Source organism: Mesonia oceanica (genome assembly GCF_902499555.1).
In the GTDB taxonomy this organism is placed as follows: domain Bacteria; phylum Bacteroidota; class Bacteroidia; order Flavobacteriales; family Flavobacteriaceae; genus Mesonia; species Mesonia oceanica.
Window position 1 is genome coordinate 214,074 of sequence record NZ_CABVMM010000001.1, and the last position, 15,018, is coordinate 229,091.

The following is a 15,018-nucleotide window of genomic DNA, read 5'->3' on the forward strand; positions in this document are numbered from 1 at the left end:
GACCTTGGCTTAATCTAGTTTATCGACCAATTTTAAAAATACCTTTTTGGGATTTTTATGATCGTAAAGAATGTGATAAACCGCATTAATGATGGGTGTTTTGGCTTTCTTTTTTCCTTTGTCTTTGTTTATATGGTAAGCGCTTTTTGTAGCATAATAACCTTCAGCTACCATACTCATTTCCATCTGAGCACTTTTTACGGTATAGCCTTTCCCAATCATATTCCCAAACATTCTGTTTCTACTGAATACAGAATAACCGGTCACTAGTAAATCGCCTAAATAAGCAGAATCGTTAATGTTACGCTTCATCTTATAGGTTTTTTTAATGAATCGTTTCATCTCTCGAATAGCGTTACTCATTAAAACACTTTGGAAGTTATCCCCATAACCCAATCCGTGAGCAATCCCGGCGGCGATAGCATAAATATTTTTTAGCATTGCGGCATATTCGGTACCTACTACATCTTCGCTAGTCGTACATTTAATATATTCACTACTTATGTGTTCTGCCAAGAAATTAGCATGGTCTTCGTTGGCACAAGCAATAGTAAGATAAGAGAGACGCTCTAAGGCTACTTCTTCTGCGTGGCAAGGTCCTGTAATTACCCCAATATTTTCAAAAGGAATATTATACATCTGATGGAAGTGTTCTCCAACAATTAAACTTGTTTCTGGAACAATACCTTTAATAGCACTAAAAACAATTTTATCCTTTAAAGAAGCGGTGAGTTCATCTAATTCGGTTTTTAGAAATGCTGAAGGAATTACAAATATTAAATAATCTGCATTTTCTACTGCTTCATTAATATTGCTGGTTAAGTGCAATTGAGCCGTGTCGAATTCAACAGAACTTAAATAATTAGGGTTGTGCTCTTCTTTACGTATATGCTCAATGGCTGCTTCGTTACGCATATACCAGTAAATTTCATTTACATTTTCGCATAACATTTTAGCGATGGCTGTTGCCCAGCTACCGCCACCAATTACCGCAAATTTTGCGTTTTTGTCCATACCTAAAATTTAAATCCTATTCAAAGTTAAAAGCTAATCTTCTATTAACGATAAAAGCAAGATATTTTTAACATTCAAATAGCTGAATTCATGCAATTATATAGAAAACCCTCCGTTATACAAATAGATTTTTTGGTTGGTTATTTAGTAAAGCCGTTTTGTGATAAGTTGCAGAGCGGCTTTACGATTTATAAAAATTCATTTCATCAATGTACTTCCAAACCTTAGAGGGGAGTAGTGGAGTTATTCTCTTCCCTGCTTTTATCGATTTTCTAATAAACGTACTGGAGATTTCCATGATAGGAGCATCTACTTTGGTAATCTTAGGATGATGCTGAAACTTTTCTTTTAATTGGGTTGAAGTCATTCGTGGATAGACAAAAATTTCAAATCGCTCTAGGATTACATCATAATTTCTCCATTTATGCAGCGTATTGAGGTTATCTTCGCCCATAATTAAGGCAAACGCATAATCAGGATATTTTTCTTCTAAATGAGCAAGCGTATTTACCGTATAATTGGGTTGGGGTAACGTAAATTCAATTTTACTGGGTTTTAGCTTATCGTATCCTTCGGTAGCTTGGTAAACCATTTCATACCGGTGATGGTCTTCTAAAAGTGTTCGCTTTTTCTTTAAAGGATTATGTGGTGTCACAACCAACCAGACTTCATCAAGTGGAGTGAACTCAACCATATGGTTGGCAATGGCCAAATGACCAATATGGATGGGATTAAACGTACCGAAATATAAACCTATTTTCTTTTTCAAAACTTATTGCTGAAGAAAGTTTTTGACTAAACTATAAGATTCATTCAATGCTTTTTGCAAATCGTTATTTACAATAATAAAGTCAAATTGAGGAGCTGTAGCCATCTCGATAGAAGCTTTGGCAACGCGCATATTTATCCTGTCTTCGGTTTCGGTTTTACGTTTTTTTAACCTGATTTTCAGCTCTTCAATACTTGGCGGCTCTACAAAAACTGCCAAGGTACGTTCTGGGTAAATATGTTTAATGTCTAACCCACCAACTACATCAATATCAAAAACCACGTGTTTGCCTTGTTCCCAAATACGCTCAACTTCCTTTTTTAAGGTACCGTAAAAATTATCGCGGTAGACTTCTTCCCACTCTAAAAAATCTTCTTTTTTAATATGGGTTTTAAACTCCTCCAACGACATAAAGTAATAATCTTTTCCGTTTATTTCTCCTTCACGGGGTTCTCTAGAGGTTGCTGAAATCGAAAAATCCAGGTTTAAGTCTTTTTGCTTTAATAAATGCTGAACAATGGTAGTTTTACCCGAGCCTGATGGAGCTGAAAAGACAATGAGTTTACCTTCTATCATTTAAAGTACGTTTAAAAGTTGTTCTTTTATTTTTTCGAGTTCGTCTTTCATTTGTACGACGAGTTTTTGCATTGGTGCAAAGTTAGATTTACTACCAATTGTATTGATTTCCCTACCAATTTCTTGACCAATAAAACCTAATTTTTTACCGTTGGAATCGGAAGAATTTAGCGTTTCCATAAAATAGCTTAAATGGTTTTCTAGGCGCGTTTTCTCTTCTGTGATATCATATTTTTCAATGTAATAAACCAGTTCTTGTTCAAAACGGTTTTCATCTACATTTTCTTTTAATTCTTCTATACCTTTCTGTAAACGTTCTTTTACCGCAGCTATACGTTGCGGATCGATTTCTATGACCTCTTTTAATAACTGCTGAAGTGTATCTATTCTTAAGAGAAAATCTTTTTCAAGTGCTTTACCTTCAGAATTTCTAAAATCATTAATCTCTTCTAAGGCTTCTTCTAAACCTTGATCAATAGCGTTAAATTCAGATTCATCAATTTCATCACGTTCCGTTTTTAACGTATCGGGTAAACGCATGGCAATTTCTAACAAAGCAGCATCATTAGTTATTCCTGATGAAGGAATTTCTTTTAATTGCTGAATGTATTTTTTTACGACCTCAGCATTGACAGAAGCCGAAGTAGCTTCACCGGTAATTTCAACATACAATGAAAAATCTACCTTTCCACGAGAAAGTGATTTGGCAATTTTGCTTCTTAAATCTAATTCGCGTTCTCGGTATTGAGAAGGCATACGAGCATTTAAATCTAAATTTTTACTGTTTAAAGACTTTAGCTCGATAGTGATTTTTTTATTGGGAAGCTCGACAATACTTTTCCCAAAACCCGTCATTGATTGAATCATGCGCTCATTTTAAAAGTTGCGCAAAGTTAGTAAAAACAAAATCTTTAACTAATTTATAAGTTGGATTATCTATTGGGCAGGTCTCAATTTTTAATCAGTTTCTTTATAATGTGATTATCTCCGGTAGAAATTTTTATAATATAGGTTCCCGAAGACAATTCTGAAATATATATTGGTTGATCGTTTTTATAGTTGTTTAGATTTATTTCTTTAATCTTTTTACCTTTTAAATCAAAAAGTTTTAAAGTTAAAGGGAATCTGTTTGGTTGAGCTTTTATTTTAAAATAGGAGGAACTAGGGTTAGGGTAAATATTAATGCTTGCCTTATTTTCATACTCTTCATTGCTCAGGGAAGTTTCTATTATAAGGTTAGTGTCGCAGATCGCACTATTTCCATTAGGGTAAGTAGTTATAAAGCTAATAGTATATTCTCCTAAATTTAGTAGGGTTCCTGGTATTGGATATTGACTATATTCAATATTATTTTGTTCACCACAAATACTTTCCATCTCTATATCACCGTTAGCATAAAAGTCTGGTACTACGTAATAAGAGTTTCCGTTTTCAGTATAAACAGTCATATTTTCTGGGCAAGCTATAGTCGGATCTGAATTGTCAATAACGGTGACCACTGAGTTACAGTAGACGCTGTTATACATATCTGAAATCGTTAAAATAACTTCATTTTCTCCAATATCTGAGCAATTGAATTCGGAAATATTTATATCAAGATTTATGTCGCTTTCGATTGAATAGGAGCCGTTGTTAATATCCTCTGCGGAGATAGAAATATTACCATCTTCATTAAGATAGACGGTAATATCTTGACATATTACCGTAGGGAGCTCTATTTTTTTTAGAATATATGCCATTCCAGAATTATCAAGGCTATTTTCGTTGTTTGAATCTTGATCTTGATTTATAGCTCCACTAATAAAATAATCTCCATCAGCATCAACACTATAGCCGTAGTAATCTCCTAAATCCCTGTCTGTAGCCACAATTTTTTGTTTCATTTGCCAGTCGCCTTGGCTGTTTTTTTTATATACATAGGCTGAGCCACTAGAATTAATAGTGTTTTGTTCGTTTTCATCTTCATCTTCTGAGAAAGCTCCGATAATTACAAAATTACTATTGATACCCACAGAATAACCTAGCCTATCTAATGTGTTTCTTTCTGGAGCAATTATTTTTTGAGATTGATACCAAATTTCATTTTCATCTAGTTTAAAAATATAAGAGGCTCCTGCATCTTGAAGAGAGTTTTCTCCATTTAAATCATGATCTTCATTAAGAGAGCCTATAATTACTTCATCATTAAAAATATCACAGGACCAGCCAAAATAATCAATTTCATTTCTGTCTTCAGCTATGATTTTTTGATTTTCTACCCAATTTTCTGTCTGGTCATTGTAAGAGAAAATATAAGCAGAACCACCAAGTTCTGTATAATTAGTTCCATTAATACCATTACTATCAAAAGGTGCAGTAATAATAGCTTTATTGCTGTCTACACTTAATGCTCTTCCAAAAGCGTCTCCAAAAGACCTATCTTGGGGTACTAGTTTTTGTGTTTCTTGCCAAATTCCAGAAATATCTTTTTGAAAATAATAAACTGCTCCGCTTGATGCTAAAGGGTTTTCTTCATTTTCATCTTTATCTTCTTGCGGAGCGCCGATTAAAATTTTATCATTTTGTACAGCTACATCATATCCGAATTTTGTATTACTATTGCTGGAAACTGATACTGTTAATTTTTGAGTTTGTATCCAGTTTTCATTTTCAGATAATTCAAAGACATAGGCACTAGGAGCAGATAATTCAGTTTCTGTAGGACATCCTACGATAATTGTATTTTCATATATATCTATTGAGCTGCCAAATAGTTTTTGAGGTTCTCTATCATTAGGGATGATCTTTTGGTGTTGTTGCCATTGATTATTCTCGTCACGTTTAAAGATATATACTGCTCCTGAATTTTCCATAAAGTTTTCTCCATTTATATTATAGTCTTGAAAAGGAGCAGCAACAATTGCAAAATCACCAGACATCGCGACTTTATATCCTAATTGATCTGCAAGAGCACGATCTGTAGCAGAAAGACGATTAATCTCTTGAATAATGGTTTGGCTATAAGGTTTTATTGATAAGAGAAAAAAAGCAAAAAATAAAAGATAGTTCAAGTAAAAATTTTTCATGAGCAATTATTTAGCATATACAATTTACAAAATTCTTATAAACCATTGCTAAAGTTATGCCTGCATAATAAGTTTTATTAATTTTACTTCAAAAATTTGATAAGATGTACCATAAAGAATTTGAAATTAGATGGAGTGATATTGATGCGAATCGTCATTTAGCAAATTCAGCATATATGAATTTTATGAGTCATACCCGTATGGCTTTTCTCATGGAAAATGGATTTGGACAAAAACAGTTGGCCGAGTTAAATATTGGTCCAGTAGTTTTTTATGAACACATCTATTATTTTAAAGAGGTGATGGCAGGAAAACCGGTAACTGTAACCTTGGAATTAAAAGGTTTATCGGAAGACGGGATGTTCTTTGAATTTTTGCATAACATCTATAACTACAAAGGAGAACATTGTGCCAGTTGCGAAATGTTAGGTTCTTGGATAGATTTAAAAGAACGTAGCTTAACAAAATTACCGGACTATTTAATTGAAAATCTAGACCATTTAGAAAAAACAGAGGATTTTAAGGTATTGACCAAGGAAGATACCCGACGTCATGGTAAAAAGCCACAAAGCATTAATCTTTCTGAGCTGTCGTAGTCGGGTTTTTAGAAACCATATAAACACCTACAAAAACTAAAATTGCAGCAACTATTTTTATCGTATTTAAGGTATCTGCTCCAGTGGTAATCGAATAAAAAATAGCAATAAGTGGCTGTAAATAAATAAATGCACTTAGGGTAGAGGCCGATAAGTATTTTAAAGCGTATAAGTTGAGTAAATAGGTGAAAAAAGTGGTTCCTACTACAACAAAACCCATTTTCCAAATTGCTTCAAAAGGTAAGCTTTGCCATTGCACTTCTTGAAATTCTGAAAAAGTAATGGGGAAATTGATGATGACAGCAATACTGAAAATCCATTTCATTAAAGTAATGGTATCGTATTTTCTTGCCAGGGGTTTAACAATGATGAGATAAACACCAAATGAAAGTGCGTTTACGATAAAAAATAAATTTCCCAACGGAATATTAGCAGCAGTTTGATTACTGTTTTTACTAAAAAAGACTAAAAATAAAGCTCCGGCTAAGCCCACAATAATCCCTGATATTTTTAATAAAGTTATTCTTTCTTTTAGTAAAAAAGCAGAAAGAATAATGACCATTACCGGTGATAAAGTGGTAATCACAGAGCTATTAATAGGAGTAGACATATTTAGTCCTTGAAAGAAAAACAGCATATTAATCACCATGCCGAAAATAGCACAAGCAACAAGTCGGGGCCAATCTTTTCTTTCAATCTTTTCCCAAGGTTTAAAAATGCTTACCAACCAAAATAGAATGGCAGCTCCTGTAACCCGTAATAAAATGAAGCCAAAAGGTTGAATATAAGTGGGCATTACTCCTTTGGCTACCGTGTGGTTTATTCCGTAAATGGTACTTGCACCAATAGCTGCGAGAATAGCGAGAATGCGTTTATCCATGAAGTTGCTCCTTCACGGCTTGTACCGTTTTTTTACTGTTGCCAATAAAAATTTCTCCACCCAAGATAAAAACAGGACGCTTTAAAAAAGTATAATGTTCTAAAATTAAATCTTTAAAATCGTTCTCTTGTAAATCTTTATTTTTTAAATCACGTTGGCGGTAAAGTTGTGCCCGCTTACTAAATAAACTCTCATAACTTCCGGAGAGCGAATGCATTTCTTCTAACTGAGAAGCAGTAATAGCATCGGTTTTAATGTCTTGTTTTTCGACTTCTTCCGGTAAGTTTACTTCGTTAAAAATTCGTTTACAAGTATCGCAGGTAGATAAATAATATACTTTTTTCAAGATATCGCGTTTAATAGTTTAAAAATTGCTGAACTTCATTTTTATTCAAAATCAATTCTAATTGTCCTTCAGAATAACTTGCGGCTTCGTAAGGATTGTAAATGAGTAAAACTTCGTCTTCAGTAATAGCAATATTTTCGGGTAATTTATAGGTGTCGTCTTCAAAGAAAAATCCTTTTGAATTGATATTTTCTGAAGTGATTTTAAACTTTTCCCTAAATTTCTTTTCCGCATAGTCTGTAAACGCTTTTTCATCAGAAAATAAATCAGCATTCGACAAACGTTCCCCATTTTTCGGGTTGAAGTTTAAAAACCGTGTCGCTCCATAACCATGTGCGCCACCGGTAAATAAATAAAACTTAGTTTTGTAAGTAAGTAAGCTATCATTTTTTACCAATTCTTCTTGAGAAATTTCAGCTTCGTAAGTAGCTGGCGATTCGGGAAATTCATTTTTGAATTTAAAATAGTCTTCAATAAACTTCTCAGCAGCTTCTTCTAGGGTCAATACTGAAGTGGAATCGGGTGTAGAGTTAAAAATTTCTATTAAATAGGATTCATTTTGCTCATTGATCTTTTCTGCATTTTCCCCTTTTGCCACTAAATAATCCAACTGAACTTTTGGACATTCGTTTTCTTTGCAAACTTCAAATTGATTACTTTGAATAGTAGCAGAATTTAGCTGAAGCATTTTTTCTTTAGAAGTCTCTGCTTTATCAGAAACTTCAATTTCTTCCTTTTTAGGATCGCTTTTACAAGCAGAAAGTAATACTGCCAATAATAGGCTTAAGCCGAAGAATTTTTTCATAGTTAATTTAAATTACTCATCAAAATTAAAGATACTGCCTTTTTGTTTAAACACAAACGGAATGGTACATTTGCTATGATAAAACAAAAATAAAAAATTGATTATGAAATGCGCGTAAACAAGTTTTATCATTAACTCTCTAAATGGTGAATTGTTTATGCAAATTTTTGAAAGTGAAAAATTAATTTTTTCACTTTTCAGTTAATTACAAAATTTTAAACAAATGAAATTTAACACGAAAACAATTCATGGCGGACAAGAAAATACAGATCCTGCATACGGTTCTGTAATGCCCCCTATATATCAAACATCTACTTATTCTCAGGATACTCCGGGAGGTCACAAAGGCTTCGAGTATTCACGAAGCGGAAACCCAACACGTAGTGCTTTGGAGAATTCATTGGCAAGTATAGAAAACGGCAAATACGGTTTAGCATTCGGTTCTGGATTAGCCGCAATCGATGCTGTTTTAAAATTATTGAAGCCGGGAGATGAAGTAGTTTCGACCAATGATTTATATGGTGGTACTTACCGATTATTTACCAGTATTTTTAAAGATTTCGGAATTAAATTCAACTTTATCGGCATGCAAAATGCTGAAGATATTGAAAAATATATTACTGAAAATACGAAGCTTATTTGGATAGAGACACCAACCAACCCTATGATGAATATTATCGATATTGAAGCAGCTGCGAAAATTGCTAAAAAGCACGGTGTTTTGTTAGGGGTAGATAACACTTTTGCGACTCCTTACTTACAACAACCTTTAGATTTAGGAGCCGATTTAGTGATGCATAGTGCCACAAAATATTTAGGTGGGCATAGTGATGTAGTGATGGGAGCTTTGGTGGTGAAAGATAAAGAACTGGCAGATAAATTGTATTTCATTCAAAATGCGAGCGGAGCTGTAGCCGGACCGCAAGATAGCTTCTTAGTGCTACGTGGTATTAAAACGCTGCATTTACGAGTTCAGCGTCATTGCGAAAATGGTAAAGCGGTTGCTGAATTTTTAAGCAGTCATCCAAAAGTAGATAAAGTGTATTGGCCGGGCTTGGAAAATCACCCTAATCACGAAATTGCCAAAAAGCAAATGAAAGATTTTGGGGGAATGGTTTCATTTACCACAAAAAATAATTCTCTAGAAGAAGCGGTAAGTTTTGTTGAAAAATTAAAAGTATTCACGCTCGCTGAATCATTGGGTGGAGTTGAGTCTTTGGCGGGACATCCGGCAAGTATGACGCATGCATCAATCCCAAAAGAAGAAAGAGAAAAAACCGGGGTCGTAGATTCTCTAATCAGATTAAGCGTTGGCGTTGAAGATGAAGAAGATTTAATTGAAGATTTAAAGCAGGCTTTAGGGTAAAATTTATAAAGCCTGAATAAACTAAAAAGCTTCCAGTTTTTATCGGAAGCTTTTTTATTCTAAAAATTATAGTAATTTAATTTAAATAGAAAATGTAACCAACATTTAACCAAAACATCCAATCGTTACTTTTGTTTTCTGGGTTATCGTGATCAAGGCCGTCAACAAAGTCCGATCCATAATAGTGCCAACGAGCCTCTACAAATAAATCTCCTACATCATTTAACCGATAACGTGAACCGGCACTAAAGGCAATGGAATAAGTGGATCCGTCATCTGTATTAATATAAGGATTAGAAGGGTCAGGGCTTAAAAATTTAGGATAAGTAGTTGCCACTTCACCAAGCGGACCTAAATCACTACTTGCTTCAGGAGAAAAATATACATAATGTATCCCCAAGCTCACATAAGGAGAAAAATTTAGCGAAGCTGAATCAAAATCACGTATACTAAAAATATGCCATTCTAGTAAAGAACCCAATTCTACAACATTGGCTGCTCCATGCATGGATCTTAATTGTAATCCGCGGAGGTTATTTTTCTCTGCATATTTTCCGTAGTGATTAAGTTCTGTTTTATGGTATAATAATTCGTTTCTTAATTTAAAATGATCATTAAAATAGGTGTCTTTGGTATATCCTCCATTTGGGCTGTAAGAAAAGTTGATAAAGTACATTAAACCAATCCCAAAACCAATATTTCCAAAGTTCGTTTTAGAGTTGTTTTCAAGGCCATAATCAGATTTAAAAGCAACAGGGCCAAGCGTCACACCTAGTTCGGAGGAAAAGTTTTGGGCCAGAGAATTAAAACCAATCAGAAAGGTGGCTAAAAATACAGTTATTAGATGATTGGTTCTCATATATATAGGGTATTTTTTTTAAGCAAATATAAAAAAACATTGTTTAGGAAGAAATTATTCGTTTACTATAATGATGTAATTTTAAAATCTTTAAAAAACCTTAAAATTTCTAAGAATAAGTAAAAAATAAATCCCTTTTGTTTAATAAAATATATATTTGTAATGATATTTTACTTTTAATTTATAGAAACCATATTTTAGAAAAAAATTATGAAAAAAAACATACAGGAATTTCTAGATAAAGTAAAGAAAAGAAATCCGAACGAACCTGAGTTTATGCAAGCAGTTGAAGAAGTTGCAGAAACTATTATCCCTTTTATTGAAGAAAACGAAAAGTATCAAAATAAGATGTTGTTAGAAAGAATGGTAGAACCTGAAAGAGCTATCATTTTTAGAGTGCCGTGGACTGATGATAATGGCAATATTCAAGTAAATAGGGGGTTTAGAATACAAATGAATTCTGCTATTGGGCCTTATAAAGGAGGACTAAGATTTCACCCTTCTGTGAACCTAAGTATTTTGAAGTTTTTAGCATTTGAACAGGTTTTTAAGAATAGTTTGACAACTTTGCCCATGGGTGGAGGTAAAGGAGGATCTGATTTTGATCCTAAAGGAAAATCTGATAATGAAGTAATGCGTTTTTGCCAAAGCTTTATGACAGAACTTTCAAAACATATTGGAGCAAATACTGATGTACCTGCCGGTGATATTGGAGTTGGAGGTAGAGAAATTGGTTATATGTTTGGACAGTACAAAAGATTGCAAAATGAATTTACCGGAATCCTTACAGGAAAAGGACTTTCTTACGGAGGTTCTTTAATTAGACCAGAAGCAACCGGTTATGGTAACGTTTATTTTGCACAGAATATGCTTAAAACTAAAGGAGATTCTTTAGAAGGAAAGACAGTTGTGGTTTCAGGTTCTGGTAATGTCGCTCAATATGCGGTAGAAAAAGCATTACAGTTAGGGGCAAAAATTGTTACCATGTCTGATTCTGGCGGATATATTTATGATGAAGAAGGTATAAATGAAGAAAAACTTGCTTTCATCATGGAGCTTAAAAATGAAAAAAGAGGGCGCATTAAAGAATACCTGGAAAAATATTCAGGTGCTAAATATCATGAAGGAAAAACTCCTTGGGGAGAGAAATGTGATGTAGCCTTACCTTGCGCCACACAAAATGAATTGCAGAAAGAAGATGCTAAAAAATTAGTAGATAACGGATGTAGGTTAGTAGGAGAAGGAGCGAATATGCCTTGTACTCCAGAAGCAGTAGAAGTTTTCCAGAAAGCTAAAATTTTATTCTCTCCGGGTAAAGCTTCAAATGCGGGAGGTGTTGCAACTTCTGGATTAGAAATGTCTCAAAACTCTTTAAGGTATAGCTGGACCGCAGAAGAAGTAGATAACAAACTTCACGAAATCATGAACGATATTCACGATGCTTGTGTGAAATACGGAAGCGAAAAAGACGGACATGTCGATTATGTAAAAGGAGCAAATATTGCAGGTTTTGTTAAAGTTGCTGATGCAATGTTAGCACAAGGAGCAGTATAATCTAATTTTAATTATCATATCAAAACCACGATTTGTTCAAATCGTGGTTTTTTTATACCCAAGCATAAAATTATATTTGTAAATAATTCAACAATAAACCATAAAATAATGGGTTAATTGGTTATAAGCTTAGTTAATGAAAATTCAATATATATTTCTTTTAATCCTATTAACTTTTTCTTCAGTAAATGGGCAAGACTATAGTAATAATTGGGAAGATTTTTTTTCGTACTATAATATCAGAGCTCTTCATACAGAAGGGAATACCGTTTTTGCCGCCGCAGAAAATGCTGTTTTTACTTATAAAAAAAGTACAGGAGAGGTAAAAAAAATCACTTCGGTACAGGGAATTGCGGGAGATAAAATTTCAGCCATACATTATTCTTCTAATTATAATGTTTTGGCAATAGGTTACCAAACAGGCTTAATAAATATTTATCAATTTTCTTCAGGAAATGCACTTCAAGTAATTGATATTACCGAAAAAGAGACCGTATCTCCTGATAAAAGAAGAATAAATGATTTTTATGAATATCAAGGACGTCTTTTAGTTTCTACTAACTACGGAATTTCAGAATATAACTTAGCCAACTTAGAATTTGGTGATACTTATTTTATAGGAAATGCGGGAGAACAACTTCAAGTGAATGAAATTACTGTTCGTAATAATACAATTTTTGCTGCTACACAAGGAGGAAGTGTGAAATATGCCGGTATAGATAACCCTAACTTAATAGATTTTAATCAATGGCAGCAGACCAATCAAACACCATCTAGCATAAAAAACATTTTCAATTTTAATAATGCAGTATATGCTATAGGGAGCAATAATAATCTTTATAAAGTTTCAGGGAATAATAGTGCTCAAATAGAAAACTTTAATATTAATATAAGGGATGCGAGTGTTTCTAATAATCAGTTGGTTATCACATTTTCTACAGGGATTAGAGTCTATAATGAAAACCTAAATTTAACTTTTAATTTAAATAATATCCAAGACTTCCAACCTGACTTTTCTTCCGCAGTATTACTGGAAGATCAATTATTTGTAGGAGATAACAAAGAAGGCTTAGTAGGCTTTTTTATAAACGCTACTACAGAACCTCGATATTTGAGTCCAATAGGCCCCTTAAGAAATAATGTTTTTCACATGGAAGCAATTCCTAATGAATTGTGGGTTGTTTATGGAGACTATGATTTATTTTATAATCCTTATCCTTTAGATAGTTATGGTATTAGCCATTTGGAAAATGGCGAATGGATAAATATTCCTTTTGAAGAAGTTAATGCAGAGAGTTTAGTAAACATTGCCATAAATCCTAATAATATTAATCAAGTGTTCATTAGCTCCTATATTGATGGATTGCTTCAAATTCAAGATAATGAAGTTGTAAATTTATACAATCAAGATAATTCACCTATTGAAGAATTAATTGACGGTGGAGCTCCTCTTTCCAATGATACTCGTGTAAATGGAATTTCGTTTGACAGGAACGGGATATTATGGGGGAATGTATCTAGGGTTCAACACGCACTTTTTAATTTTTCTCCCGCAAATAGCACTTTTAATATATTTGATATATCAGAAGCTATCCCAGAGCCAGAGTATTATTCTGAAAATTTAGGGTATAGTGATATCGTAATCGATAACTCAGGAAATGTTTATTTCGGAAGCTATGAGTACGGTGTGATTGGCTATCAACCTTCTTCCAATACATTTGCCAAAGTAGTTGGCGGGGAGAACCAGGGAAACTTATCTGATGATTACATAACAACCTTAGCCCTAGATAATAATAATCAATTATGGATAGGAACCTTACGAGGACTTCGCGTACTTTATAGTCCATCATCGATGTTTACCAATCCAAATACCCAAGCCCAAGAAATTATTATTTTAGATGACGATGGAGTTGCTCAAGAACTGCTAGCAGGAGCAAGTATTGCAGATATAGAAGTCGATGGAAACAATAACAAATGGATTGCCACTGAAAGTGGAGCCTTTTACCTTTCTTCTAATGGACAAGAAACCATTTACAACTTTACCACAAAAAATTCACCTCTACCCACCAATACAGTAACCGATATTGAAGTGGATGGTTCTTCCGGAAGAGTTTATTTTGGAACGCCACAAGGAATTGTAGCTTTCAACGGTACTGCCACAAGCTCCCAAGAAACTTTAGAAAATGTCCGCGCTTTCCCCAATCCAGTACGGCCAAATTATTCAGGAATGGTTACTATCGATGGCCTGATGGAAAATGCCAATGTGAAAATTACTGATATTGAAGGAAATTTGGTTTACGAAGAAGTTTCCCAAGGAGGAAGCATACAATGGGATACGCGCGCTTTTGGAAAGCACAAAGTAGCTTCTGGAGTGTATATGGTGTTAATCACTTCAGCAGATCAATTAGAAACCCAGGTTACTAAAATTATGGTCATTCGTTAATGCTGGTAAAAACAAGAGCAATCATCATTCATTCCCTTCGCTATCGTGAAGCAGATTTAATAGTAAAGGCATACACTCAAAGTAGCGGACTCAAATCTTACCTAGTTCGAGGCGTGCTAAAATCGAAAAAAGGAAAACTTCGTGCCTCCATGTTCCAGCCGCTTACGTTATTAGACTTAGAAGCAAACCATAAAGATAAAGGCACCTTAGAAAGCATTCGAGAAGCCAAAGTAAATCCGGCATACCAAACTCTAACCGCAAATATTTACAAGTCTTCTATTGCCATGTTTTTAGCAGAAGTTTTAAACCAAGCCATTCAAGAAGAAGAGCAGAATGCAGCCCTTTTTCAGTTCTTAGAAAACTCCTTTCTATGGTTAGATAAAAACGAAAAATATGCTAATTTTCATTTGCTATTTATGGTGAAACTCAGTTCATTTTTAGGCTTTTACCCTCATCAATATGATCCAGATTTACCCTATTTTAATTTACTTGATGGTGAATATCAGTTAGATGATACTAACAAATATTGTATTCAAAATGAAAATTCAGAATTACTCAAACAATTTTTATCAATCAATTATGAAGAAGTATCAACCATCAAGCTCAACCAATCCAAAAGGAAAAACTTTTTAGAAATGCTTATTCTCTATTTCGAACTGCATTTACACGGTTTTAAAAAACCACGTTCGTTAGATATTTTGCACCAACTATTTTAATTTAGGTATGTTCCTCCAGATCGGGCTAT

General features: G+C 33.8%; 14 protein-coding genes. 5 read left to right on the forward strand and 9 right to left on the reverse strand.

What is annotated here, in order from left to right; genetic code table 11:
- Window positions 1-9: 9 nt before the first annotated feature.
- From FVB9532_RS01050 to FVB9532_RS01070, 5 genes are all read right to left on the reverse strand, one after another.
- Window positions 10-1,014 (reverse strand): NAD(P)H-dependent glycerol-3-phosphate dehydrogenase, encoded by a 1,005-nt coding sequence (locus FVB9532_RS01050; protein WP_150543358.1) that lies wholly within the window; start codon window positions 1,012-1,014, stop codon window positions 10-12.
- A 181-nt stretch (window positions 1,015-1,195) separates the two neighbouring features.
- On the reverse strand, window positions 1,196-1,783 hold the full coding sequence (nadD, locus tag FVB9532_RS01055; protein ID WP_150543359.1) for a nicotinate (nicotinamide) nucleotide adenylyltransferase: 588 nt from the start codon (window positions 1,781-1,783) through the stop codon (window positions 1,196-1,198).
- A gap of 3 nt (window positions 1,784-1,786) precedes the next feature.
- A complete protein-coding gene (gmk, locus tag FVB9532_RS01060) occupies window positions 1,787-2,359 on the reverse strand; it encodes a guanylate kinase (protein ID WP_150543360.1) in 573 nt (190 codons plus the stop codon).
- Window positions 2,360-3,226: a YicC/YloC family endoribonuclease gene (locus FVB9532_RS01065; RefSeq protein WP_150543361.1), complete on the reverse strand. Its 867-nt coding sequence runs from the start codon at window positions 3,224-3,226 to the stop codon at window positions 2,360-2,362. It lies immediately after the preceding gene.
- Window positions 3,227-3,309: 83 nt separating this feature from the next.
- Entirely contained in the window at window positions 3,310-5,424 is a 2,115-nt protein-coding gene (locus tag FVB9532_RS01070; RefSeq protein WP_150543362.1) for a T9SS type A sorting domain-containing protein, read from the reverse strand.
- 104 nt (window positions 5,425-5,528) lie between these two features.
- Between FVB9532_RS01070 and FVB9532_RS01075 the strand changes: the two genes are divergently transcribed.
- Window positions 5,529-6,020: an acyl-CoA thioesterase gene (locus FVB9532_RS01075; RefSeq protein WP_150543363.1), complete on the forward strand. Its 492-nt coding sequence runs from the start codon at window positions 5,529-5,531 to the stop codon at window positions 6,018-6,020.
- On the opposite strand, the gene FVB9532_RS01080 is transcribed toward FVB9532_RS01075, so the two are convergent.
- From FVB9532_RS01080 to FVB9532_RS01090, 3 genes are read right to left on the reverse strand one after another with little or no spacing between them, the layout of a single operon-like run.
- On the reverse strand, window positions 5,998-6,900 hold the full coding sequence (locus tag FVB9532_RS01080; protein WP_150543364.1) for a DMT family transporter: 903 nt from the start codon (window positions 6,898-6,900) through the stop codon (window positions 5,998-6,000). The two genes, FVB9532_RS01075 and FVB9532_RS01080, sit on opposite strands and share 23 nt — an antisense overlap.
- Window positions 6,893-7,246, reverse strand: coding sequence for an arsenate reductase family protein (locus tag FVB9532_RS01085; protein WP_150543365.1), 354 nt, complete (start codon window positions 7,244-7,246; stop codon window positions 6,893-6,895). Before FVB9532_RS01085 ends, FVB9532_RS01080 begins: the two co-directional genes overlap by 8 nt.
- Window positions 7,247-7,256: 10 nt before the next feature.
- On the reverse strand, window positions 7,257-8,051 hold the full coding sequence (locus FVB9532_RS01090) for a PdaC/RsiV family protein (RefSeq protein ID WP_150543366.1): 795 nt from the start codon (window positions 8,049-8,051) through the stop codon (window positions 7,257-7,259).
- A gap of 223 nt (window positions 8,052-8,274) precedes the next feature.
- Here FVB9532_RS01090 and FVB9532_RS01095 point away from each other — a divergent pair, with 223 nt between their 5' ends.
- Complete coding sequence (locus FVB9532_RS01095; protein WP_150543367.1) at window positions 8,275-9,417, forward strand: cystathionine gamma-synthase; 1,143 nt, start codon at window positions 8,275-8,277, stop codon at window positions 9,415-9,417.
- Window positions 9,418-9,493: 76 nt separating this feature from the next.
- Here the strand turns inward: FVB9532_RS01095 and FVB9532_RS01100 are convergent, their stop codons facing one another.
- Window positions 9,494-10,276: a THC0290_0291 family protein gene (locus FVB9532_RS01100; protein ID WP_150543368.1), complete on the reverse strand. Its 783-nt coding sequence runs from the start codon at window positions 10,274-10,276 to the stop codon at window positions 9,494-9,496.
- A gap of 210 nt (window positions 10,277-10,486) precedes the next feature.
- On the opposite strand from FVB9532_RS01100, the gene gdhA reads away from it, so the two are divergent.
- The 3 genes from gdhA (at window position 10,487) to recO (ending at window position 14,989) form a co-directional block, all read left to right on the forward strand.
- On the forward strand, window positions 10,487-11,830 hold the full coding sequence (gdhA, locus tag FVB9532_RS01105; protein ID WP_150543369.1) for an NADP-specific glutamate dehydrogenase: 1,344 nt from the start codon (window positions 10,487-10,489) through the stop codon (window positions 11,828-11,830).
- A 136-nt stretch (window positions 11,831-11,966) separates the two neighbouring features.
- Window positions 11,967-14,273: a type IX secretion system anionic LPS delivery protein PorZ gene (porZ, locus tag FVB9532_RS01110; protein WP_150543370.1), complete on the forward strand. Its 2,307-nt coding sequence runs from the start codon at window positions 11,967-11,969 to the stop codon at window positions 14,271-14,273.
- Entirely contained in the window at window positions 14,273-14,989 is a 717-nt protein-coding gene (gene recO / locus FVB9532_RS01115; protein ID WP_150543371.1) for a DNA repair protein RecO, read from the forward strand. Before porZ ends, recO begins: the two co-directional genes overlap by 1 nt.
- Window positions 14,990-15,018: the final 29 nt, after the last annotated feature.

What these genes read in the sequence shown, in the direction of transcription:
- FVB9532_RS01050 (WP_150543358.1), bottom strand. Translation starts at nt 1,014, where the DNA reads ATGGACAAAAACGCAAAATTTGCGGTAATTGGTGGCGGTAGCTGGGCA.
- gmk (WP_150543360.1), bottom strand. Translation starts at nt 2,359, where the DNA reads ATGATAGAAGGTAAACTCATTGTCTTTTCAGCTCCATCAGGCTCGGGT.
- FVB9532_RS01065 (WP_150543361.1), bottom strand. Translation starts at nt 3,226, where the DNA reads ATGATTCAATCAATGACGGGTTTTGGGAAAAGTATTGTCGAGCTTCCC.
- FVB9532_RS01070 (WP_150543362.1), bottom strand. Translation starts at nt 5,424, where the DNA reads ATGAAAAATTTTTACTTGAACTATCTTTTATTTTTTGCTTTTTTTCTC.
- FVB9532_RS01075 (WP_150543363.1), top strand. Translation starts at nt 5,529, where the DNA reads ATGTACCATAAAGAATTTGAAATTAGATGGAGTGATATTGATGCGAAT.
- FVB9532_RS01080 (WP_150543364.1), bottom strand. Translation starts at nt 6,900, where the DNA reads ATGGATAAACGCATTCTCGCTATTCTCGCAGCTATTGGTGCAAGTACC.
- FVB9532_RS01090 (WP_150543366.1), bottom strand. Translation starts at nt 8,051, where the DNA reads ATGAAAAAATTCTTCGGCTTAAGCCTATTATTGGCAGTATTACTTTCT.
- FVB9532_RS01095 (WP_150543367.1), top strand. Translation starts at nt 8,275, where the DNA reads ATGAAATTTAACACGAAAACAATTCATGGCGGACAAGAAAATACAGAT.
- FVB9532_RS01100 (WP_150543368.1), bottom strand. Translation starts at nt 10,276, where the DNA reads ATGAGAACCAATCATCTAATAACTGTATTTTTAGCCACCTTTCTGATT.
- gdhA (WP_150543369.1), top strand. Translation starts at nt 10,487, where the DNA reads ATGAAAAAAAACATACAGGAATTTCTAGATAAAGTAAAGAAAAGAAAT.
- porZ (WP_150543370.1), top strand. Translation starts at nt 11,967, where the DNA reads ATGAAAATTCAATATATATTTCTTTTAATCCTATTAACTTTTTCTTCA.
- recO (WP_150543371.1), top strand. Translation starts at nt 14,273, where the DNA reads ATGCTGGTAAAAACAAGAGCAATCATCATTCATTCCCTTCGCTATCGT.